This is a genomic window from Mycolicibacterium chubuense, from assembly GCF_001044255.1.
Taxonomy (GTDB): Bacteria; Actinomycetota; Actinomycetes; order Mycobacteriales; family Mycobacteriaceae; genus Mycobacterium; species Mycobacterium chubuense.
Genome location: NZ_JYNX01000094.1, coordinates 1 through 19,943 on the forward strand (window position 1 = coordinate 1; position 19,943 = coordinate 19,943).

A 19,943-nucleotide genomic window follows, 5' to 3' on the forward strand; every position below is an offset into this window, starting at 1 on the left:
CCTGCGCGGCGGACTCGTCGGGCGTGACGGTGACCGTCCCGAGGGTTCCGTCGACGAGCACCGTCGTGCCGGCGGAGACGTCGTCCAATCCGTGGACGGCGACGACGCACGGGATGCCCAACTGCCGCGCGATGATCGCGGTGTGGCTGGTCGGGCCGCCCAGCGTGGTGGCCAGCGCGACGATGAGCTTCGGGTCCAGGCCCGCGGTGTCGGCGGGGGCGAGATCCTCGGCGCACAGCACCGACGGCACGTCGGGCAGCGGCACGCCGGGCTCGGGCAGGCCGTTGAGTTCGGCGGTCACCCGGTCGCGGATGTCGCGCAGGTCGGTCACCCGCTCGGCCATCAGGCCGCCGAGCTTGGTGAACATCTCGACGAACTGGTCGATCGCGCCGCTGACCGCGCGGACCGCGGGCGCGCCGTCTTTGATCCGCTTCTCCGCGGCGCCTAGCCAGCCGCGGTCCTGCGCGAGAGTGGCGGTCGCGGCGAGCACCTCGGACGCGGAGCCGGTCGCGTGGGCGGCGCGGTCCCGCAGGCGGCCGGCCACGGTCGCCGCCGCGGCGGTGAAGCGCTCGCCCTCGGCGGCGCGGTCGGCCTCGGGCACCTCGGGGAGAGTGCTCACGTCGACTTGCGGGAGCCGGCCGGGACGGATCACGGGCGCGTAGGCGACTCCGGCGACGACCGGTACGCCGTGCAGAACCGTGCCGGGCTGGAGTTGTGAGCTGAGCGAAGACGTCGCGGTCATGTGAACCAGGTTACAAGAAACCGTTGACAAGTCAACACGTTCAGGAGTAAAACCAAACATATCAACAACAAACCGGACGTATCCCCACACAAACGGAGCTCCATGTACCCCGAAGAGCGGCAGCAAGCCATCGCCTCCCTGGTGATGGCGAAGGGCCGCGCATCGGTGACCGAGCTCGCGCAGGCCTACGACGTGACGACCGAGACCGTGCGGCGCGACCTCGCCGTGCTCGACAAGGCGGGCATCGTGCGCCGCGTGCACGGCGGCGCCGTCCCGGTGCGCGCCCTGCACCTCGTCGAGCCCGGCGTCGGCGAGCGCGACGTCACCCGGTCCGAGCACAAGGACGCCATCGCCGCCGCGGCGGCCGAGTTCTTCCCCCTGAGCGGCGCGAGCGTCCTGCTCGACGCCGGCACCACCACGATGCGCATCGCGGCGCACCTGCCGACCGACCGCGAACTCGTCGTCGTCACCAACTCGGTGCCCATCGCGGCCCGGCTGGCCACCATGCCCACCGTTTCGCTGCAGCTGCTCGGCGGCCGCGTGCGCGGAGTCACGCAGGCCGCCGTCGGCGAACAGACGCTGCGGGTGCTCGACACCATGCGTGTCGACATCGCGTTCATCGGCACCAACGCCATCAGCATCCGGCACGGTCTGTCCACCCCCGACAGCGAGGAGGCGGCGGTCAAGCGGGCCATGGTGCGGGCGGCCAACTACGTCGTGGTCGCCGCGGACTCCTCCAAGGTCGGTCGCGAGGACTTCGTCAGCTTCGCTCCGATCACCAGTGTCGACACCCTCATCACCGACCCCGAGATCAGCGCCGCCGACCGCGCCGAACTGACCGACCAGGGCCTCGAAATCATCTGCGCAGGAGATCACCAGTGATCGTCACCGTCACGCCCAACCCGAGCATCGACCGCACGGTCACGCTGCCGTCCCCGTTGACGCGCGGCGCCGTCCACCGCGTCACCTCGGTCACCAGCCAGGCCGGCGGCAAGGGCGTCAACGTCGCCCGCGCGCTCACCCTCGCCGGCATCGACGCGCTCGCCGTCCTGCCCGCGGCCGGAAACGACCCGTTGATCACCGCGCTCGAGACCGCGGCGGTGTCGTTCCAGATCGTGCCCACCGCCGAGTCGGCCCGCACCAATCTGACCATCACCGAGCCCGACGGCACCACCACCAAGATCAACGAACCGGGCGCGACGCTCGACGAGGCCACGGTCGGCGCACTGACCGACGCGGTGCTCGCCGCCGCCGACGGCGCGGACTGGGTGGTGATGTCCGGATCGCTCCCGCCCGGGATGCCGGCGTCCTGGTACGGCGACGTCGTCGCGTTGCTCGCCTCGCGCCCCTGCCGCGTCGCCGTCGACACCTCCGACGCACCGCTGGCCGCTCTGGTCGGTTCGCTCGAGCGCGGCGCCCCGGATCTGATCAAGCCGAACGCCGACGAACTCGCCAGCGTGCTCGGCCTCTCCCCCGAGGTCCTGGAAAGCGCTGTTGCCCAGGGTGATCCGGAGCCGGTGGTGACCGCGGCCCGTCAGCTCATCGACCGTGGTATCGGCGCGGTGCTCGCTACCCTCGGCGCCGAGGGCGCGGTGCTGGTCGACGCGAACGGCGCCTGGATGGCGACCCCGCCCCCGATCGTGCCGCGCAGCACCGTGGGCGCGGGGGACTCGTCGCTGGCCGGCTACGTCCGCGCCGAAGTCGGCGGCGCCGTTCCGCCGCAGCGGCTACAGATGGCCGTCGCCTACGGCAGCGCGGCCGCGGCACTGCCCGGCACCACACTGCCGACCCCCGCCCAGATCGACCTCGCCGCCGTGCAGGTCTCGCCCATCTCACCGATTCCCGCCACCCAGTAACACGCCGACGACGAAAGTAGTGCCATGACAAGCTCCACCACTTCACCACCCATCATCACCACCGACCTGGTTCTGCTCGACACCGCCGTCGACGGGGACAAGCAGGCGGTCATCGCACGCATGGTGGGCAGCCTCGCCGCGGCGGGTCGCACCAACGACGCCGACGGCCTGGTCGGCGCTGCGATGGCGCGCGAACAGCAGTCGGCCACCGGACTGCCCGGCGGCATCGCGATCCCGCACTGCCGCTCCCCCTACGTCGACACCCCGACGATCGGCTTCGCCCGGCTCAGCCCCGCGGTGGACTTCGGCGCCCCGGACGGCCCGGCAGACCTCGCGTTCCTGATCGCCGCGCCCGACTCCGGCGGCCAGGAGCACATGAAGCTGCTGTCCAGCCTGGCAAGGGCGTTGGTGCGCAAGGACTTCGTCGAGGCGCTGCGCAATGCGTCGTCGGCCGACGAGGTCGTCGGCCTGGTCGACGGCGTGGTCAACCCTGCGCCCGCCCCGGCCACCCCGGCGCCCGCCGCAGCGCCGGTGGAAAAGTCCGCGGCCAAGACGCTGATCGCGATCACCGCGTGCCCCACCGGAATCGCGCACACCTACATGGCCGCCGACGCCCTGGCCGCCGCGGCCAAGGAGGCCGGCGTGACCATGGTCGTCGAGACGCAGGGCTCCTCGGGCAGCACCCCGGTGCCGGCCGAGACGATCGCCAAGGCCGACGCGGTCATCTTCGCCACCGACGTGGGCGTGAAGGACCGGGGCCGGTTCGCCGGCAAGCCCGTGATCGCCTCCGGAGTGAAGCGCGCGATCAACGAGCCGGCCAAGATGGTCGCCGAAGCCGTTGCCGCAGCCGATGATCCGAACGCACCGCGGGTCGAGGGCTCCGCAGGCGGCGGAGCCGCGACGAGTTCCGCGCCGGCCGGCGGCGTCGGCTGGGGCACGCGTACCCGGCAGATCCTGCTGACCGGTGTCAGTTACATGATCCCGTTCGTCGCCGCGGGCGGTCTGCTGATCGCGCTAGGCTTCCTGTTGGCCGGTTATGAAGTCGCCAACAAGCCCGAAGGTGGGACCAGTAGCTTCGGCAACGTCATCGCCCTCGGCAACTCGCTGTGGCAACTGCCCGAGCCGCTACGAACGCTTCCCAGCTGGCTCGAGCCGTTGAACCCGCTGATGACCTATCTCGGTGCCGTGATGTTCAGCCTGGGTGGGTTGGCGTTCGGGTTTCTGGTCCCCGCACTGGCGGGCTACATCGCCTTCGCCATCGCCGATCGACCCGGCCTGGCACCAGGTTTCACTGCTGGCGCGGTAGCCGGATTTGTCGGCGGCGGCTTCATCGGCGGCATCGTCGGCGGTGTCATCGCTGGTTTCGCCGCTCTATGGATCAGCAAGTTCGACGTACCGCGCTGGTTCCGCGGGTTGATGCCGGTGGTCATCATTCCGCTCTTTGCCTCGCTCATCGTGGGTCTGGCGATGTTCCTGCTGCTGGGTCGCCCACTGGCGTGGATCAACACCAGCCTTACCGACTGGTTGAACGGCCTCACCGGCAGTTCGGCGATCCTGCTCGGCGTGATCCTCGGCCTGATGATGTGCTTCGACCTCGGCGGGCCCGTCAACAAGGCGGCTTACGCATTCGCGACCGCGGGGTTGGCCGCGGCGACCACCGGCTCGTACCAGGTGATGGCTGCGGTGATGGCGGCCGGCATGGTGCCACCGCTGGCGATGGCGCTGGCCTCGACGGTTCGGCCCGCTCTGTTCACAGAGCCGGAGCGCGAGAACGGCCGGGCCGCATGGCTTCTCGGCGCATCGTTCATCTCCGAGGGCGCCATTCCGTTCGCCGCGGCGGATCCGCTGCGCGTCATCCCGTCGATGATGGCCGGCGGCGCCGTCACCGGTGCGCTGAGTATGGCCTTCGGTGTCACCCTGCGTGCTCCGCACGGCGGCATCTTCGTGTTCTTCGCGATCGGCAACCTGCTGTGGTTCTTGGTCTCGCTGATTGCCGGAACTGTCGTCGCGGCGGTGGCGGTCGTCGCGGCCAAGCAGTTCATCAAGCCCGGCGCCAAGAAGGCCGAGCGCGAGCTCGCCGTTGCCGCCGCCTGAGACCATCGATTCAGACAACCGAAAGAGGAGAGTTCATGCCCACCAAGACCGTCATCGTCGGCTCGTCGATCGGACTGCACGCCCGGCCCGCGGCGATCATCGCCGAAGCCGTCGTCAACGCCGGTGTGCCCGTCACCCTGTCGGTCGACGGCGGTGAGCCGGTGGACGCCGGCTCGGCGCTGATGATCATGACGCTCGGCGCCGGCAACGGCGCCCAGGTCACCGTCGCCTCCGACGACGAGGGCGCGCTGAACACCATCGCCGAGCTGGTGCAGAAGGACCTCGACGCCTAGTCGTTCCCCTTCCCGCCGAAGCTGCGTTCCATGCGCGAGTTCGCCCCTCAGGGCCGCGTGGAACGCAGTTTCGGCGGAAAAGAAAGCGGAATGACCCTCCTCCAGGGGCCCTTAGGCTTGCCCATGTGTCGGTACCGAGTACGTTCGACGTGACATTTTGCGCCGCCCGACGGGCGGCGCTATGTTTGCTGACGACGTTCCGGACCGCGGGGATCCGGGAAGCCCAAGCGGGGGGTGGACAGTAGTGCGGCGACTCGGTGCGTTGTTTGCCGCGATCGCGCTAGTCTTCCTCGTGGCGCCGCCGCCCGCTGGGGCGATCGACCCCCCGGTCATCGATCCGGCCGCCGTTCCCCCTGACGAGACGGGCCCGGATCAGCCGATGGAGCAGCGGCGGGTCTGTGCCGCGCCGACGGTGTTCCCCAACTCCAACTTCGCTGACCGGCCGTGGGCGAGCGACTACCTCCGGCTCGCCGACGCGCAGCGGTTCGCGACGGGAGCCGGGGTAACTGTGGCCGTGATCGACACGGGCGTGAACGGGTCACCGCGGGTGCCCGCGGAGCCGGGCGGCGACTTCGTCGACCAGGCCGGCAACGGCATGTCCGACTGCGACGCCCACGGCACCCTGACCGCCGCCGTCATCGCGGGCCGGCCCGCCCCCACCGACGCGTTCGTCGGCGTCGCCCCGGATGCGCGCATCCTCTCGCTACGGCAGACCTCGGACAGCTTCCAGCCGGTGGGCACCCGCACCGACCCCAACGACCCGAACTCCACGCAGACGGCCGGTTCGCTGCGCAGCCTGGCCCGCGCGATCGTGCACGCCGCCAACATCGGCGCGCAGGTCATCAACATCAGCGAGGCGGCCTGCTACAAGATCACCCGGCCGATCAACGAGAACGTCGTCGGCGCCGCCATCAACTACGCGGTCAACGTGAAGAACGCGGTGATCGTCGTCGCGGCCGGCAACTCGGGCGGTGACTGCTCGCAGAACCCGCCGCCCGATCCCGCAGTGCCCGCCGATCCGCGGGGCTGGCAGAAGGTGCAAACCATTGTCTCGCCGGCCTGGTACTCCCCGCTGGTGTTGACCGTCGGCAGCATCGCCCCCAACGGTCAGCCGAGCGGGTTCTCGATGCAGGGACCGTGGGTGGGGGCGGCCGCACCCGGTGAGAACCTCGTGGCGCTCGGTTATGACGGCAACCCGGTCAACGCGCTGCAGGGCGAGGACGGGCCCATCCCGATCAGCGGTACGTCGTTCTCCGCGGCGTACGTCTCGGGCCTTGCAGCCCTTCTGCGCCAACGCTTCCCGGAGCTGACCGCCGCGCAGATCATCAACCGCATCACCGCGACCGCGCGGCATCCCGGCGGTGGGGTGGACAACGTCGTCGGCGCCGGGGTGGTCGACCCGGTCGCGGCGTTGACCTGGGATGTGCCGGCCGGCCCGGCGACCATCCCGTACAAGATCAAGTCGATCCCGCCGCCCGTGTACGTGCCGCCGCCGGACCGGACGCCGATCACGTGGGTGGTGATCGTCGGTGCGAGTGTGGCGGTGGTGCTGGGTATCGGAGCGATGGCCCGACGGGCACTGAGGCGCCGATGAGCAGGGTGCTGTCGGTGTTCGGGTTGCGTTTCACCACGGGCCACGCGCTGTGGGCCGCGGTGTTGATTCCGGCATGCCTGCTGCTGTTCGCCCGGATGGACCTGATGTGGCTGGGGATCACGCTGGCCGTCCTGATCGCACTGGGCGCGGTGCTGACGGTCCGCGGTCGCCGGGTGACCGGTTGGGTGGCAGCGCTTTTCGCGTGGCGGCGTCGCCACCGTCAACCCCCGCCCCCGCCGTCGGAGCCCGCGGTCGGCGCGACCGTCGTCCCCGGCGATCATGTGGCGCTGCGCTGGCAGGGCGAGCAGGTGGTGTCGGCGATCGAGCTGGTGCCGCGGCCGTTCACCCCGACGGTGATCGTCAACGGCGAGGCCTTCACCGACGACGTCGTCGACACGCGGATGATCGAGGACCTGCTCGAGGCGTACTGCCCCGACCTGGAGGCCGACGTGGTGTCGGCCGGGTACCGGGTCGGGAAGACGGCGCCAGCCGCGCTGGTCGCGCTCTACGAGCAGGTCGTGGGTCCCTATCCGGCGCCCGCCAACCGTCGGACGTGGATCGTGCTGCGCGCCGACCCCGAGAAGACGCGAAAGTCCGCGCTGCGTCGCAACACCGGGGTCGCCGGGCTGGCGCAGTATCTCGTGGCGTCGACGACGCGGATCGCCGACCATCTGTCCAGCACGGGGATCGACGCGCGCCCCGCCCGCAGCTTCGACGACTTCGACCGCGCGACGGAGATCAGCTTCGAGCGGGAAGCCTGGTCGATGATCAAGGGGCGCAGCACCTTCACCGCAGCCTACACCGCTCCCGGCGGCCCCGACGTGTGGTGGTCCGCGCGGGCCGACCACACGCTCACGCGCGTCCGCATCACCCCGGGCGCGGCGCCGACCACCACGGTGTTGCTGACGACTCTGGCGAATCCGTCCACACCGCGCGGCTTTTCGTGCCTGTTCGGCGGCCAGCGCGCCGCACTCCTGGGCGAAAGTCCGGTCACCGACAAGCATTACGAGCTGCCGATCGGATCGGCAGGGGTCCTGGTCGGCGAGACCGCGGATCGCTACCCGGTGTACATGCCGTTCGACGATGTCGACGTCAGCATCAACCTCGGCGATGCCCGGTTGTTCACCCAGTTCGTGGTGCGCTCAGCGGCAGCGGGTGCGGTGGTGACGCTCAGCCCGCAATTCACGGAGTTCGCGGGGTACATCGACGCACAGGTCGGCTCGGTGGCCAAAGTGGCGTGGCCCAATGCGACCACCTACCTGGCCCCGCACCCCGGTGTCGGCCGGGTCATGTTGCGGCCCAACTTCATCGCCACCCCGCGACACAAGCAGTTGCCGATCAGGCTGATCAATCCGCGCGAGGAGAGCCGCTACCAGACGGTGCTGGAGGGGGATCGCGTATGAGCGGAGACGAAGTTCAGGTCGACCCGGCGGACTTGACAGGCAAGGCAGCGCAGATCAGGGGATTGTCCTGGTCATCCCAGACGGCGCAGCCGGCGCTGATCTCGCCCGACGCGTTGGTCATCAGCAGCGTCGCCATCACCAACCTCGCCGCCAACGCCGAATCGCTCTGGGCGTACCAGGAGTTCGGTCGCCTGGAGGGCGAGCGGCTGGCGCAGACGCTGGACAACGTCGCCGCGGCCTACGCCCAGGTGGATCAGCAGTCGGGCGAGGACATCGGGTCGACCTTCGACACACCGGCGGGCGCGCCCAGCGGCACCGTCTTCCCGAAGGGTGTCGACCTGCCGGCCCCGCCCCATCCACCGAAGATGCCGATCCCGAAGGGACAGTTGCTGTCCGAGCAGGGATTCATGGATCCGCAGTCGGCACAGACCGCGCTCGATGCCGGTGACGACGGCGCGTCGCTGCGGTCGGCCGCGGCGATGTGGCGCACCAATGCGCAGTCGCTGGCCGCGTCGGCCGAGAAGTTCGAAGTGAATTCACTGAACTGGGAAGGCCAGGCCGCGGATGCGGCGTACGCGAAGTTCAACTCCTATCGCGAATGGCTGGTCTCACTGTCGGGGTCATGGAATCAGCTGGCCGACGAGGCGGACGCCCTGGTCACCGCGCACAGCACCGCCAAGAGCGATCACCGGCCGATCGCGCAGCGCTATCACGAACTCCAACAGCAGGTGGTGGAGAACCCGATCGGCAGCCCGGCGTGGAGCGACGCGATGACCCAGATCGCGCAGCTGCAGACGAAGTCGGAGGATGTGCGCAACACCTACGCGAACCAGGCCCAGACCAAAGCGATCGAGGCGGAGGATCCGCCGGCGCCGGTGCTGTCGGGGATTCCGGTGACCGCACAGGATCACCAGCGTGCACGCCCGTATCGCCCCGACGAGCGCGCCGGGCAGGGTGCAGGCGGCGGCGCCGGTCAGCAGTCACCGGGCGGGGGATCGGGCGGCGCCCCGCAGCAGGCGCCGGTCTCGCCGATGTCGGCGGCGGACCAGGGCGGTCAGGCGGCACAGCAGGCGGCGCAGGCTGCGCAGCAGGCCGGTGAGCAGGCGGGCCAGCAGGGCGGCGGGTCGCCGGGTGGCGGACAGCCCGGTGGCGGTCAGCAGGGCGGGTCACCGGGCGGCGGCATGCCTGGGACGGGGATGCCGGGCACCGGCAAGGGCGGCCCGAAGCTGCCGAGTGATCCGCGGCTGCATCCCGCCGCGGCAGGCGGAGGCGGAGCCGGTTCCGGAGGCAGCGGCGGTGGAGGCGGCGGGATACCAGGCTCGCCGTTGCAGCCCGCGGTGAGCGCGGAAACCGTTGCGCCGACACCGTATGCGGCGTCGGCAGGACCGACCGCCGCGGCGGGCACTGCGGGAAGCGGCGGCGTGGCCGGCGCGGCGGGCGGCGGCATGGGCGGGATGGCACCGATGCACGGGGCGCACGGCGGCGGGAGCGGGGAGAAGAAGCGCAACCCGCAGCTGTCGCAGGATGAGGAGCTCTACGTCGAGGAGCGCCCGCACACGGAGCCAGTGATCGGTCTGCAGCCGCGGCGTCGCGGCTCTGACGGCACGAGGAAGGATTCGTAGTGACCGAAGACATGCATCCGGAAGTGGCGGCGGTGCTGCGGCAGGCGCGGCGGCTGCAGTCGCTGATGGACGAGCAGCTCGACAAGATGGCTACCGAATCGTTCACCGCGGCCGATGAGACCGAGACCGTCGAGGTGACGCTGAACGGTCACCACTGGCTGCAAGACGTCTACATCCAGGACGGCCTGCTGCGGCTGGGGGCGGAAACGGTCGAGGACCGGGTCAACGAGGCACTGCAGAAAGCGTCGGCGGAGGCGTCGGCGTCGATCGATGCCGACCGCGAGCGGATCGATGCGGTGGTCGCGGAGATCACTGCGGAGATCAACGACGAGCGGGGGTGAGGGGCGTCGAAATCAGTGCCGTGGGCTGGTCCGGAGCTCTCGTAAGCTGGATGGGTCGGCTTGAAGCGAGACGGTCGCAGCAGGAAGCGTTGACCTGGGAGGTTAAGGGGATGGCGAGGCTCGATTCGGAGGCGCGCGCGTGACGACGCCGCCTCCCGGTCAGTGGCCGCCGCCCCCGCAGGGCTCTCCGCAAGGCCCGCCGCAATGGAATCCGCAGCCCGGCCCGCCGCCTCAAGGCGGTAACAAAGCCAAGTGGATCTTGGGCGGGCTGGCTCTCCTCGTCGTCGTGGTCGTGACCGTGGTCGCGACTCTGCTTGTCACGCGAGGCAGTTCGGGGTCGACGACACCGACGGCGTCGGCTCCTCCGAGTACGTCGGTTGACACTTCGGATATCGCGAGTGCAAGCGATCGCGGTCCGATCTCCTTGATTACTGAAGAGCCCACGTGCCAACGGTGGACTACAACGTCTGCCGGCTTAGCGCACGCTGCGACCAACGGTTGGGACAAGCGCGACCCGAGTATCTCGGAAGCACAGTGGTCGCCCGAGCAACGGCGGCAGTACGAAGCGATGGCAGCGGCTATTCGCCAGGCTGCTGATGAAGCCGCCCGCCTTGCCCGAGAAACGCCCCATCGAGTAGTCCGAGTCCTTTACGAGCAGTTCATCGCCTACGGCCGCTCTTATGTCGAACATATCCCGCAGTACGCGCCGCCTGACGACCAGATTGTTCGTGTTTCGAATAGTGTCGTCGCAACTTTGAATGCAATATGCGACTCCATAGCTTTTGGTTCGGCAAGTGCTCGCGCGCCACTCGTCCCAGAGGCGGCCGCACCGCGCGATTTACCGAGTCGAATCGATCCGAATAGTCCCGAGAGGTTCCTACGCTCACAGAGCCCGGTGTGCGCTGAGTGGCTCGCCAGTGCTGAAAAGTTCACTAATGACACGGCGGCGTGGCGGTCTGTCGACCCGAACATCGCGGCCAGCGCCTTGAGTCCAGAGCAGCGGGCGATCAATAACGCTGCGATGCCAATAATGGAAGCTTTCGCAACTGAGTCGCAGAGGCTCGGGCGGAAGAGTGACAATCCTGTGTGGGCGGACATTGCCACTCTTAGCGCTCAATATCGGCGCGCATACGTTAGTGCGCTTCCGACGTACGCGGCAGCAGATAACGACCTCCAGGTTGCAGCTGGATCCGCGGTTGGCGCCATAAGCGAAGCATGCAGGGCCGCGGAGAACTAGCCGTGGGAATTCAAAAGGCCGCGGGCGAATACATCGAAGAAATGACCGAGCCATCGGGATGGCCGGACATCGATGAGGACTCGTTGTACAGCCGTGGGAGGACGCTGACGGAAAAGGTAACCCAACTCACTTGGGTTCTAGAACAGTGGCAGACCCAGAACTCAAAGATATCTTCCGGTGCCGTTTGGACCGGGATCGCAGCCGACGCGGCCGATGCGGCCATCGGAGCACGCGTTCAACAGATGCTGTCATTGAGTCAGCACCTTGAGAAGGCGATCGCTTGGTACAGCCTGGTTGCAAGGTCCGTGGCTGAGACGAAGGCACTAATCAACGAAAACCTCGAGTATTCGCAACAGTTTTTCGCCACGGTTCGCAGCGACCCTGCACTCGATCCAAGCGAACAGCAGGCTGCGATCGATACCTGGGTCTCTGCCCAGATTGGCTTGAACACATCGCTTGTCGCGAGCGGCATGGCAAAAGTACCCGCATTCAGCGTTTGGCAACCGCCGCCGCCGCCTCCACGCACTCCAACCCCACCCAACCCACAATCGGCGCCGGTAACCTCTGCCCCCACACCGAAGACTCCAATAGAGTTCTTCGGCCAAAACGGACAATCGATAAGCCGGTCGAACTCTGGTCCCACTGCGACCGTGAAAGGCCTTCCATCTGCGTCAGCTCCTCAGCCTGCGCAATCTACCCCTCCCGAATCGCAAGTACCTTCCGCCGCTCAGGCGGGTGCACCAACGCCGGCCGGGCCGGCGCAACCCGGTTCCGCCATTGGGTCACCGGGCGCAGGAGCGACCACCACGACAGCTTCGCCGAGCGGTCCGTCAGCATCACCCGGTTCATCAGGTTCAGGGTCGTCTCCTTCTTCACTGTCGGCGACGCCGACTGCCGCTTCGACAGGGACTGCAAACCCTGGCGACACTTCAGGCACTGGCTCCGGCCTCGGACCTAGTAGCCCGAATGCAACGCAAGCAGCAGGCGCCAATACACCCAACGCCTCCAAAGCATCGCCAGTTCAGCCGGCTACGAGCCAAGCTCCGCCGCCGCTTTCCTCCCCAGCGCCCGCATCCTCACCTGCTCCGGCCGCCGCGCCGGTCAATCAGGCGGCCGCTTCCGCAGCACCGCCTTCCGGCGGGGCCGCCGGCGCCGCCAGCGGAACAGCGCTGCCCGGCGGCGGTGCAGCCGGGCCTGCTCCCGTCGGCTCAGCACCGAGCGGCGCGCCTTCATTGCCTCCGCCAATGCCTCTCGCTCCGCCCACCACGCCCCAGCCTCCCGGGCCGCCCGCCCCGGGCACCGCGCCGGCGGCGACCGCCGGCCCTGGCGTAGCACCCATGTCTGCAGCGAGCAGCGCCTCCGCGCCCGCAGCGGCTCCCGTGCCTGTCTCGACCGCCCGCGCCGAGCGCGACGCTATCGCCGCCGCCACGACCGCAGGTGCACTGCGGCGCAACGCAAGTGGAGCCGATCCACTGCAGCGGGCACGCCATATTGCCGCCGCGCTCAACGTCGGCGTCGTGGACTTCGGGTTGTTCTGGGTCACCGGCGTTACGACGGACGGCACAATCGTCGTCGCCAACAGCTATGGTCTCGCGTACATCCCCGATGGTGTGCATCTCCCCGACCACGTGAAAATGGCCTCTGCCGATGACGCGATCCCCTTGTCGGAACGCGCCACCTGGGCCACCTACCCGATCCTCGCCGTCCAACGCTGGGCGCAGCACCACGACAAGACTCTGCGCGCAGTAGTGGCCACCGAAGAGCAATTCGCGACCTTCGACCCCGGCGTGGCCAAGGTCGTTCTCACCGCAGACGACATCCCCGAGACCGGAAAGATGAAGGGACGCGGCCGCCTAGAGGTCATCGCACCGGCGGCCGCCCAGCGACTCGCCGCCGTCGGAGATACCGGGCTCACAGAGCTGCTACCGCCCGCGCCGACCGACCAGGAAGCGCCGGCCGACGACACCGCAAGGCTCTGGTTCGAGGTCGCCAAGCCCCTGATGTCCACCAGTTCTGAACGCGGTGCCGCACATCTGCAGGCGTTCGTCGCCTACGCCGAGCACGCGCAGACGCACGCTCTGCACCGCGCGCACACCGCCGTCGATGCGGAAACGCAGCGGCACGCCATCGCTGACTGGGTGTACTGGCAGCACCTGGCGGTCCTGATCGGCGACGCCATCAGCGCCACCGCGTCGGCCTAAGACGTCCCGAAAGAAGGCATGTCGACCGCAGCGATCTTCCCGCCCGACGCCTGGTCCGTCGCCTCGTACTTTCCTGCCGCTCCGGTCACGTTCGATCCGTAGGTGCGGGCTCCGTCTACGATCGCGGACATCTGCTCGGCCACAGCACTTTTCGCGGCATCGCACGCCGACGCCGTCTGCAACCCCGACACCGCTGACGCTGCATCACCCAACGGCGCACCCGCCTGAACCGCAGCCAGCTTGTCTCCCGCCGCCGTGAACGTCGCCCCCGCCCGACGCAGCTCGTCGGGATCGACCTTCAGGAACCCGGTCACAGGTTGATCCGACCGTCCGCCGGCTCCGGTGCCCGGTGCCGACCCTCGGATTCCTCGGCCTTCTCCTTGGCGGCCTCCGGCGCCCGCTCGGCACCCGGCTCACCCGCCGACGCCCCGTCCGACGCGTCCTTGGGCTGCTCGGCCGTGGGTGGCTCCGACGGGGGCAGCTCCACTCCAGGCGACGAGCTGCCGGTGCCGGACTGTCCACCGACCCCGCCGAACTGCCCCACCATCTGCTGAACCTGTTGCCCCACTTGCTGAGCGCCCTGCATGACGCCCTGCGGCACCGCCGCCACCGCACCCATCACCTGCATCGGCATCTGGGCCATCTGCCCGGCCATCTGCATCGGCATGCTCATCATCTGACCCATCCCGCCGCCGGCCGAGCCGGCCGAACCCGCCGCACCCACAGCTGACCCGGCCGCAGAGCCCGCCGACCCACCTGAGCCCAACGCAGCCGCAGCGGGCGCATCCTGCATCTCCTGGCCGATCTGTCCACCTAGGCGCTGATCCGTCGCGACGTACGCCTGCGCGGCATTGCTCACGTTCTGCGCCGTCTGAGTAGCCTGCGTCTTCACGAGTGGCAACTGCGTCATGATCGGCCCCTCGACCTCCGGGATCTGCCCGATGATCGCCGCCGACAACGGATCCGTACCCGTCGGCATGAACGGCGGCGGAACCGGCGGCAGATCGGCTGCCGCGGACTCCAAGACGCCACCGGCGGCGGCGAGGGCCTCCGGATCCACCGAGAGTGGGGGGTTGGTCACCGAGCCTCCTAGAACCGCAGGTTGCGCAACAGGTCGTACACGCCGGCGATCCACAGCAGCATCGGGATGACGGCCGCGATCGCCGCACCGTCGACCAACTCGAGGATCCGCTTGGTCACCGGCGACACCCGCCGGACGCTGTCCGTCGCACCGATCGTGATCACCGCGACCAGCGCGACCGCCGTATAGATCGCGAGGATCAGCCACGCCTGCTCCGGGTACCACAGGCACAGCCGCACGACCACGCCCGTCGGGATCACGAACGCTGCGGCCATCAACGCCCAGGCGCACCACCGGTCCGCGTACAGCCGGGACCGGAATCCGCACACCACCGTCACCAGACCGGCGACGATCAGGCTGTGCAGGAAGAAATGCCCTTGCACCACAACGGCGATCGCGCCGGCGGCCAGGATCAGCGCACCGGCGGTCAGGAAACCGATCAGTAGTCGCTTCGCGAGCCTGCTGCGCTCGGTCAGACGCGCCGCCGAGTCCGGCACCGACGCGATGATCGCCTGCCAGGTCTCGGATTCCTCGGACGTGTCCGTCGTCGTCACCGGATCGAGCAGCTCGTCGTTGGAGACGGTCTCGCCCGGCGCGGGGATCGGCGGCAGCGCGATCCGCGCCACGGCGACCGTCAGCTTCGCCGCGTTGGTCACCACGATCAGGCCGAAGGCGATCGCGCCCGCGGGCACCCAGCTCTGCCATCCGTAGCCGACCGCGATCGCCGCGAACGTCACCGCTGTCGCCACGATCGCCAGGAACGCGGCGATCTCCGCACGGCGCCGGGGGCCGCCGCGTGTGGCCAGCACCATCAACAGCACCAGCGCACTGGCGCCGGCGATCTGGGGTGCGCCCAGCGTTTCCACCCCGCGAGGCAGAGGTACCGCCAGAGCCACCCCACCCCCGAGGGCGATTAGCGACGACACCAGCAGGCTCTCGGCCATGTTCATGTTGGCGTACCGGGACTGCGCGAACCAGCTGCCGCCCATCAGGCCGAGGCCCAGCACCCCCAGCGCCACCGGCCACCACCAGTCACGACCGGTCGACATCCACGACAGGATCCCGACAGCGGTGACCATCAGCGCGGCCAGCGGCAGCACCAGGCCGACGAAGCGATACAGCGCCGATCGGTCGAACTCCGGTGTCTCGTCGAGCACCGCGATCGCGTCGATCACGTCCTCGACCAGTGGCCGGTACCGCTCGGTGCGGCTCACCGACACCACCGTCAGCAGCGACCCGTCGACCACACCGGCGTCGTCGAGCGACTCGGTCAGTTTGATCGGCGGTGCGCCCGGCCGCGCGAACGACCACACACCCTGCGACGCGAAATCGAAGCCCGCCAACAACTCCGGCGGCGTGTCCTCGAGGATGTCGGCGAGCACCGACACGGTCTCGTCGACGTACGTCTCGATCGGTGCCGCCGACGGCAACACCAGATCCGTCATCCGCCGACCCGTCAGGATCGTGACGCGGGTCGTCGCCGGGCGCCCCGGAGTGACGCTCGACGACGACGGGGGTGCGGCTGTTGCGGTCAACGCCGCTCGAGCCTGTCGAAGTCGTCGGACAGCGACGCCGCGAGCTCGACGACGCGACGCCGGAACTGCTTACCCAGCAGGTCCAGCTGGATCTCGGTGCCCGCGGCGATGTGCTTGTCCCACGGCAGCACGACGACCCGGCCCGGAGCGACGTGCCGCTCGAACTGCTGCACCAGGTCCTCGACGTCGATGTTGGGCTTGCCGGGCACCACGTGGTTGATCACCACGCAGGACCGGCCCAGCAGATCCTGATATCCGTTCTGGCGCAACCAGTCCATCGTGATCGCGGCCTGCCGCGCACCGTCGATCGATGCGCTCGCCACGATCACCAGCCCCGACACCGTCGACAGCACGCCGCGCGCGCCCGGCTGGAACAGCCCGGCGCCGCAGTCGGCGAGCACCAGGTTGTAGTACCGCGACACGATCTCGGTGGCGGTCTTCCAGTCCTCGTCGTTGAATTCGCGGCGGGCGGCGCTGTACTCCTCCGAGGACAGCACCTCCAGGTTGGCGCCGTTCATGCTTGTGTACGCGCGGATGTCGTTGTAGCGGTGGAGTTCCTTGTCGCTCAACAGGTCCGCGATGGTCGCCGCCGACTGCCGGCCGGCCCGGTCGGCGAGGTTACCGCCGTCGGGGTCGGCGTCGATGGCCAGGATGCGATCCCCGCGGATGGTGCTGAGCGCCGATCCCAGCGCGACCGTCACCGCCGTCTTGCCCACGCCGCCCTTCAGACCGAAGATTCCGATCTGATAGGAGTCGCGGGCGTTGCGCCGGATGCGGGCGTGCAGGTCCATCTCGTAGAGCTCGTCGGGCGAGAGCCCGAGATTGATGCGGGTCAACAGATAGATCCAGTGCCGCCACCCGCGCTGCGACGGCATCTTGACCGCCGAGCGCACGCCGACGTGGGACAGCGCGTCGATCGCCCGGTGGTTGCCCATCGACGCGGCCGATGTCGGAGCGGGCTGGACGACGGGCCGGCGGTCCACCTCGACCTCGGCGAAGTGCTGGGTCGGCGCCGGCACCGGCGCCGGGCGCGGCGCGGGAACCGACGCGTGCCGCGGCTGCTCGTGACGCGCACCGGTGGGCGCCGGCGCCTGCGGCGCACGCATCATGCCGTTGTTGGGCAGCGGCTGCGGACCGGTCGCCGGCAGCGGCGGCATCTGGCTGGTGACCCCTCCCTGCCAGGGCGGCGGCGCGACGCTGGTCTGAGTGCGTGGCGCGGCAGCGGGCATCGCCGGTGGCGTGACGGATTCCGCAGCGGCAGGCGGGGTTTCGCGCTCAGGCTCGTCGTCAGCCGTTCGCGCGGCATCCGGGGAGTGGAAGAGCCGGTCATAGTCGGCCGACATGGCTGCCTCTCAAGAAGATGTAATGGGGAGTGTGGCGGGCGACCGTCTGCAGTGCACTGCTGGACGGTCGCCCGCCGGCACGCCGCGGTTCAGACGGAAAACGTGCTCGCGACGCTGTTCTCGGTGCCGCCCATGTCGTGACCGGCGTTGGCCACGGCCTGACCGAGGTTCTGCAGCGCAAGGTTGAGCTCCTCGGAGTTCTGGTTCCAACGCTGCTGCATCACCTGGTAGGAGTCCGAGCCGGTGCCCATCCAGGCGGCCTGCAGGGAGTTGAGCGCGCTATGGCCCTCGGACATCAACCCGTTGACCCGGTTGACGGCGCTGGCGATCTCGGCCGAATCGGACTCGATCCCGGCGAAGTTGTAATTGATGGATCCGCTTGTCACGGTGTTCTCCTTGTCTGAAATTCGGTTCGGGTATCGACGCTCAGAGCACGTTGCTCATGGCGTTGGCAACGTGAGAGGCGTTGTCGGTGTCGGTCGAGTCGTACTGCACGCCGCTCTGCTGGATGTTGTGCGAGATGTCGGCGAGCAGGCGGTTCTGCTGGTCGGCGGCCTCGTGGTAGCGCACCAGCGCGGCCTGCAACGCCTGTCCTGCCGACGGGCTGCTCAGGTTCTGTGCCGCCGACGCGGCGACGGTCTCGACGTGGGCGCGAACCGACTGGAGTTCGCCGGCGATGCGGTCGAACGTCGCCGCCCCCGCGCTCAATGCTGCGACATCTGCCTCAAGTGCCATGTGCCTGACCTTCCCTCGTTTTCCCTGTGTTCTCGGTTATGTGTGCTCTCGCCCGTGTAGCGAGCTCCCCGACCGGGCGGTCGGCAAGTGTGTGGTGGACGATCACCAGTCGTCCGTCTCGTCTTCGTCGAGGTCGTATTCCAGTGGTGCGGGCGCATTCAGCCCGGCCCGGTTGCCGCCGCTCTTGCCGCGCTGGCCGAGCATGCCCATCGGTCCGCCGCCCATGCCGCCGCCACCTCCGACCGGCGCCAGCCCGGCTGCGGCGCCGCCCGCGGCGGCTCCGGCACCGACGGCCACCGGCGACAGCGTCGGCTGCAGCTCCTTGCCCACCAGGTTCGACATCAGTGGCGTGCGCGACGACGTACCGCCCGCACCGGGCAGCGACGCGGCCCGCACCAGGCCCGCACCGGCCGCCGGCCCGTTGCCACCGATCGCCGGGTGGTTGGAAAACGGTGTGGCACCGAGCATTCCGACCTGCGGACCTTTGTCCCCGCCCATTCCGCCGAGCTGGCCGAACAGCGAGGAGACCTGCTGCAGCGGCTGGGTCAGCTGCTGGAACGGCTGGGTGACGCCCTGCATCAGCTGCTGCGGCGCCTGCGCGAGCGTGGATCCCAGCTGCGACACCATCTGCATGCCCATCTGCGGCGCCTGCTGCATGAGCTGGCCCTGCTCGGCGGGGGACTTCGCCTGATCGGTCGCCTGCCGCACCGCCCCCTGCAACGCCCCCGCCTTCTGGCCCGCCTCGTCGACCTTCCCGATCGCGCTGACCTTGGCCATGGTGACGTCGCGGGCGACCGCGCTGGCCATGCCGGGGGCCGCTCCCGAAAGACCCACCGCCATAGCCGCTTCCGCCCCGCCGGGGACGACGATCGGCTTGGGCGGTGCGATCGGTTCGAACGTCGCGTTGGCCACCGTCTCGGCCTGGTAGGTGCTCATCACCGTCGCGGCCTGGTCCCACATCCGGACGTAGTCGGCCTCGTTGAGGCCGATCGGCACGGTGTTGACCCCGAGGAAGTTCGTCGACTCCAGCACGCCGTGGGTGACGTGGTTCATCTCGATCTCGGGAAGCTGCGGCGTCGCCGCGAACGCCGTCGTGTACGCACCGGCCTGCGCGGTCGCCTGCAACGCACGCTTCTGGGCCTGCAGCGCCAGCATCCTCAGCCAGATCACCATCGGCATCGCCGCGCTGATCGCGCGCTCGCTGCCCGCGCCCTGCCAGTTCTGGGCCAGCGAGGCCAGGCTCGCCGCCAGCTCGTCCGCCTGCGTCTCCAGCGAGATCGCGAGCGCTTCCCAGCCGGCCGCGGCCTGCATCATCGGCGCGGGACCAGCCCCCGCCTGCAGACGCGCGGTATTCACTTCCGGCGGGAAGGCCCCCCAGATGGGGGGAACGAGAATCGGTGGCGCAGCCATCAGAAACCAGACGTCGTTTTCGGTCGGTCGGTCAGATCAGCGTCGCGCCGTTCGCGGCGTCGACCGCGTCGTACACCCCGGCCACCTCGATCACCGTCGCGCCGGCGCGGGCGATCTCCTCCTGCGCGAGGGCGTTGATGCCCAGCGTCTGCACACCCTCGGACATGAACGCCGCCATCGCGTGCACCGAGACCTCGTCGGCGCCGGCGGGAGCCAGGGCGGTCACCTCGGCCGTGGCTGCGGTGCCCGTGGCGAGGCCCCGCGCACCGTTGGCGGTGACCTGGCCGCCGATTCCGACCGCGGCAGGATCATGATTCAGTGGTTGCATTTGCTAGCTCCTCGTTCCTGGTGACGACGACACGCAGTTATCTGACACTTGTCCAGGGCATTGCCCGCTCGACGTGTGAACGAACCCCCGTACCGATTGCCCGCCTCGCCTGGTCTGCGTTTGCTGGA

18 protein-coding genes are annotated in these 19,943 nt (G+C 69.2%); 9 read left to right on the forward strand and 9 right to left on the reverse strand.

Translation table 11 applies throughout. The annotated features are described in order from the left end of the window. A partial coding sequence (locus MCHUDSM44219_RS27905; protein ID WP_048421559.1) for a phosphoenolpyruvate-utilizing N-terminal domain-containing protein occupies nt 1–802 on the reverse strand: 802 nt, incomplete at its 3' end. A gap of 42 nt (nt 803–844) precedes the next feature. Here MCHUDSM44219_RS27905 and MCHUDSM44219_RS27910 point away from each other — a divergent pair. From MCHUDSM44219_RS27910 to MCHUDSM44219_RS31500, 9 genes are all read left to right on the forward strand, one after another. Beyond that, nucleotides 845–1,624: a DeoR/GlpR family DNA-binding transcription regulator gene (locus MCHUDSM44219_RS27910; RefSeq protein WP_048421536.1), complete on the forward strand. Its 780-nt coding sequence runs from the start codon at nt 845–847 to the stop codon at nt 1,622–1,624. Further along, a complete protein-coding gene (locus MCHUDSM44219_RS27915; RefSeq protein ID WP_048421537.1) occupies nt 1,621–2,598 on the forward strand; it encodes a 1-phosphofructokinase family hexose kinase in 978 nt (325 codons plus the stop codon). The genes MCHUDSM44219_RS27910 and MCHUDSM44219_RS27915 overlap by 4 nt, the downstream gene beginning before the upstream one ends. A gap of 24 nt (nt 2,599–2,622) precedes the next feature. Then, nucleotides 2,623–4,692 carry a PTS fructose transporter subunit IIABC gene (locus MCHUDSM44219_RS27920; RefSeq protein WP_048421538.1) on the forward strand — a complete coding sequence of 690 codons (2,070 nt, stop codon included), beginning with the start codon at nt 2,623–2,625 and terminating at the stop codon, nt 4,690–4,692. 35 nt (nt 4,693–4,727) lie between these two features. After that, nucleotides 4,728–4,985 (forward strand): HPr family phosphocarrier protein, encoded by a 258-nt coding sequence (locus MCHUDSM44219_RS27925; protein WP_048421539.1) that lies wholly within the window; start codon nt 4,728–4,730, stop codon nt 4,983–4,985. A 244-nt stretch (nt 4,986–5,229) separates the two neighbouring features. After that, complete coding sequence (mycP, locus tag MCHUDSM44219_RS27930) at nt 5,230–6,579, forward strand: type VII secretion-associated serine protease mycosin (RefSeq protein ID WP_048421540.1); 1,350 nt, start codon at nt 5,230–5,232, stop codon at nt 6,577–6,579. Further along, entirely contained in the window at nt 6,576–7,982 is a 1,407-nt protein-coding gene (gene eccE / locus MCHUDSM44219_RS27935) for a type VII secretion protein EccE (RefSeq protein WP_048421541.1), read from the forward strand. Before mycP ends, eccE begins: the two co-directional genes overlap by 4 nt. Then, the gene (locus MCHUDSM44219_RS31570) at nt 7,979–9,604 is read left to right on the forward strand and encodes a PPE domain-containing protein (RefSeq protein ID WP_048421542.1); all 1,626 of its coding nucleotides are present in this window, start codon (nt 7,979–7,981) and stop codon (nt 9,602–9,604) included. Before eccE ends, MCHUDSM44219_RS31570 begins: the two co-directional genes overlap by 4 nt. Continuing rightward, nucleotides 9,604–9,945 carry a YbaB/EbfC family nucleoid-associated protein gene (locus MCHUDSM44219_RS27945; protein ID WP_048421543.1) on the forward strand — a complete coding sequence of 114 codons (342 nt, stop codon included), beginning with the start codon at nt 9,604–9,606 and terminating at the stop codon, nt 9,943–9,945. Before MCHUDSM44219_RS31570 ends, MCHUDSM44219_RS27945 begins: the two co-directional genes overlap by 1 nt. A 2,616-nt stretch (nt 9,946–12,561) precedes the next feature. Next, nucleotides 12,562–13,383: an EspK C-terminal domain-containing protein gene (locus MCHUDSM44219_RS31500; protein WP_236695612.1), complete on the forward strand. Its 822-nt coding sequence runs from the start codon at nt 12,562–12,564 to the stop codon at nt 13,381–13,383. Here the strand turns inward: MCHUDSM44219_RS31500 and MCHUDSM44219_RS27960 are convergent. From MCHUDSM44219_RS27960 to MCHUDSM44219_RS27995, 8 genes are all read right to left on the reverse strand, one after another. Continuing rightward, a complete protein-coding gene (locus MCHUDSM44219_RS27960; RefSeq protein ID WP_048421546.1) occupies nt 13,380–13,697 on the reverse strand; it encodes a type VII secretion target in 318 nt (105 codons plus the stop codon). The genes MCHUDSM44219_RS31500 and MCHUDSM44219_RS27960 overlap by 4 nt on opposite strands. Then, complete coding sequence (locus MCHUDSM44219_RS27965; protein ID WP_048421547.1) at nt 13,694–14,464, reverse strand: hypothetical protein; 771 nt, start codon at nt 14,462–14,464, stop codon at nt 13,694–13,696. Before MCHUDSM44219_RS27965 ends, MCHUDSM44219_RS27960 begins: the two co-directional genes overlap by 4 nt. Nucleotides 14,465–14,472: 8 nt before the next feature. Next, nucleotides 14,473–15,999, reverse strand: a complete 1,527-nt coding sequence (gene eccD / locus MCHUDSM44219_RS27970; protein ID WP_048421548.1) for a type VII secretion integral membrane protein EccD — start codon at nt 15,997–15,999, stop codon at nt 14,473–14,475. Further along, nucleotides 15,996–17,342, reverse strand: coding sequence for a MinD/ParA family ATP-binding protein (locus tag MCHUDSM44219_RS27975; protein WP_048421549.1), 1,347 nt, complete (start codon nt 17,340–17,342; stop codon nt 15,996–15,998). The genes eccD and MCHUDSM44219_RS27975 overlap by 4 nt, the downstream gene beginning before the upstream one ends. An 89-nt stretch (nt 17,343–17,431) precedes the next feature. After that, nucleotides 17,432–17,728 (reverse strand): WXG100 family type VII secretion target, encoded by a 297-nt coding sequence (locus MCHUDSM44219_RS27980; protein WP_053081415.1) that lies wholly within the window; start codon nt 17,726–17,728, stop codon nt 17,432–17,434. A gap of 40 nt (nt 17,729–17,768) precedes the next feature. Continuing rightward, complete coding sequence (locus MCHUDSM44219_RS27985; protein WP_048421550.1) at nt 17,769–18,077, reverse strand: WXG100 family type VII secretion target; 309 nt, start codon at nt 18,075–18,077, stop codon at nt 17,769–17,771. Between the two features lie 102 nt (nt 18,078–18,179). Then, the gene (locus MCHUDSM44219_RS27990; RefSeq protein WP_048421551.1) at nt 18,180–19,487 is read right to left on the reverse strand and encodes a PPE family protein; all 1,308 of its coding nucleotides are present in this window, start codon (nt 19,485–19,487) and stop codon (nt 18,180–18,182) included. Nucleotides 19,488–19,518: 31 nt separating this feature from the next. Next, nucleotides 19,519–19,815, reverse strand: a complete 297-nt coding sequence (locus tag MCHUDSM44219_RS27995; protein ID WP_048421552.1) for a PE family protein — start codon at nt 19,813–19,815, stop codon at nt 19,519–19,521. Between the last annotated feature and the right edge of the window lie 128 nt (nt 19,816–19,943).

What these genes read in the sequence shown, in the direction of transcription:
- MCHUDSM44219_RS27925 (WP_048421539.1), top strand. Translation starts at nt 4,728, where the DNA reads ATGCCCACCAAGACCGTCATCGTCGGCTCGTCGATCGGACTGCACGCC.
- MCHUDSM44219_RS27995 (WP_048421552.1), bottom strand. Translation starts at nt 19,815, where the DNA reads ATGCAACCACTGAATCATGATCCTGCCGCGGTCGGAATCGGCGGCCAG.
- MCHUDSM44219_RS27985 (WP_048421550.1), bottom strand. Translation starts at nt 18,077, where the DNA reads ATGGCACTTGAGGCAGATGTCGCAGCATTGAGCGCGGGGGCGGCGACG.
- MCHUDSM44219_RS27920 (WP_048421538.1), top strand. Translation starts at nt 2,623, where the DNA reads ATGACAAGCTCCACCACTTCACCACCCATCATCACCACCGACCTGGTT.
- MCHUDSM44219_RS27910 (WP_048421536.1), top strand. Translation starts at nt 845, where the DNA reads ATGTACCCCGAAGAGCGGCAGCAAGCCATCGCCTCCCTGGTGATGGCG.
- eccE (WP_048421541.1), top strand. Translation starts at nt 6,576, where the DNA reads ATGAGCAGGGTGCTGTCGGTGTTCGGGTTGCGTTTCACCACGGGCCAC.
- MCHUDSM44219_RS27975 (WP_048421549.1), bottom strand. Translation starts at nt 17,342, where the DNA reads ATGTCGGCCGACTATGACCGGCTCTTCCACTCCCCGGATGCCGCGCGA.
- MCHUDSM44219_RS27990 (WP_048421551.1), bottom strand. Translation starts at nt 19,487, where the DNA reads ATGGCTGCGCCACCGATTCTCGTTCCCCCCATCTGGGGGGCCTTCCCG.
- MCHUDSM44219_RS31570 (WP_048421542.1), top strand. Translation starts at nt 7,979, where the DNA reads ATGAGCGGAGACGAAGTTCAGGTCGACCCGGCGGACTTGACAGGCAAG.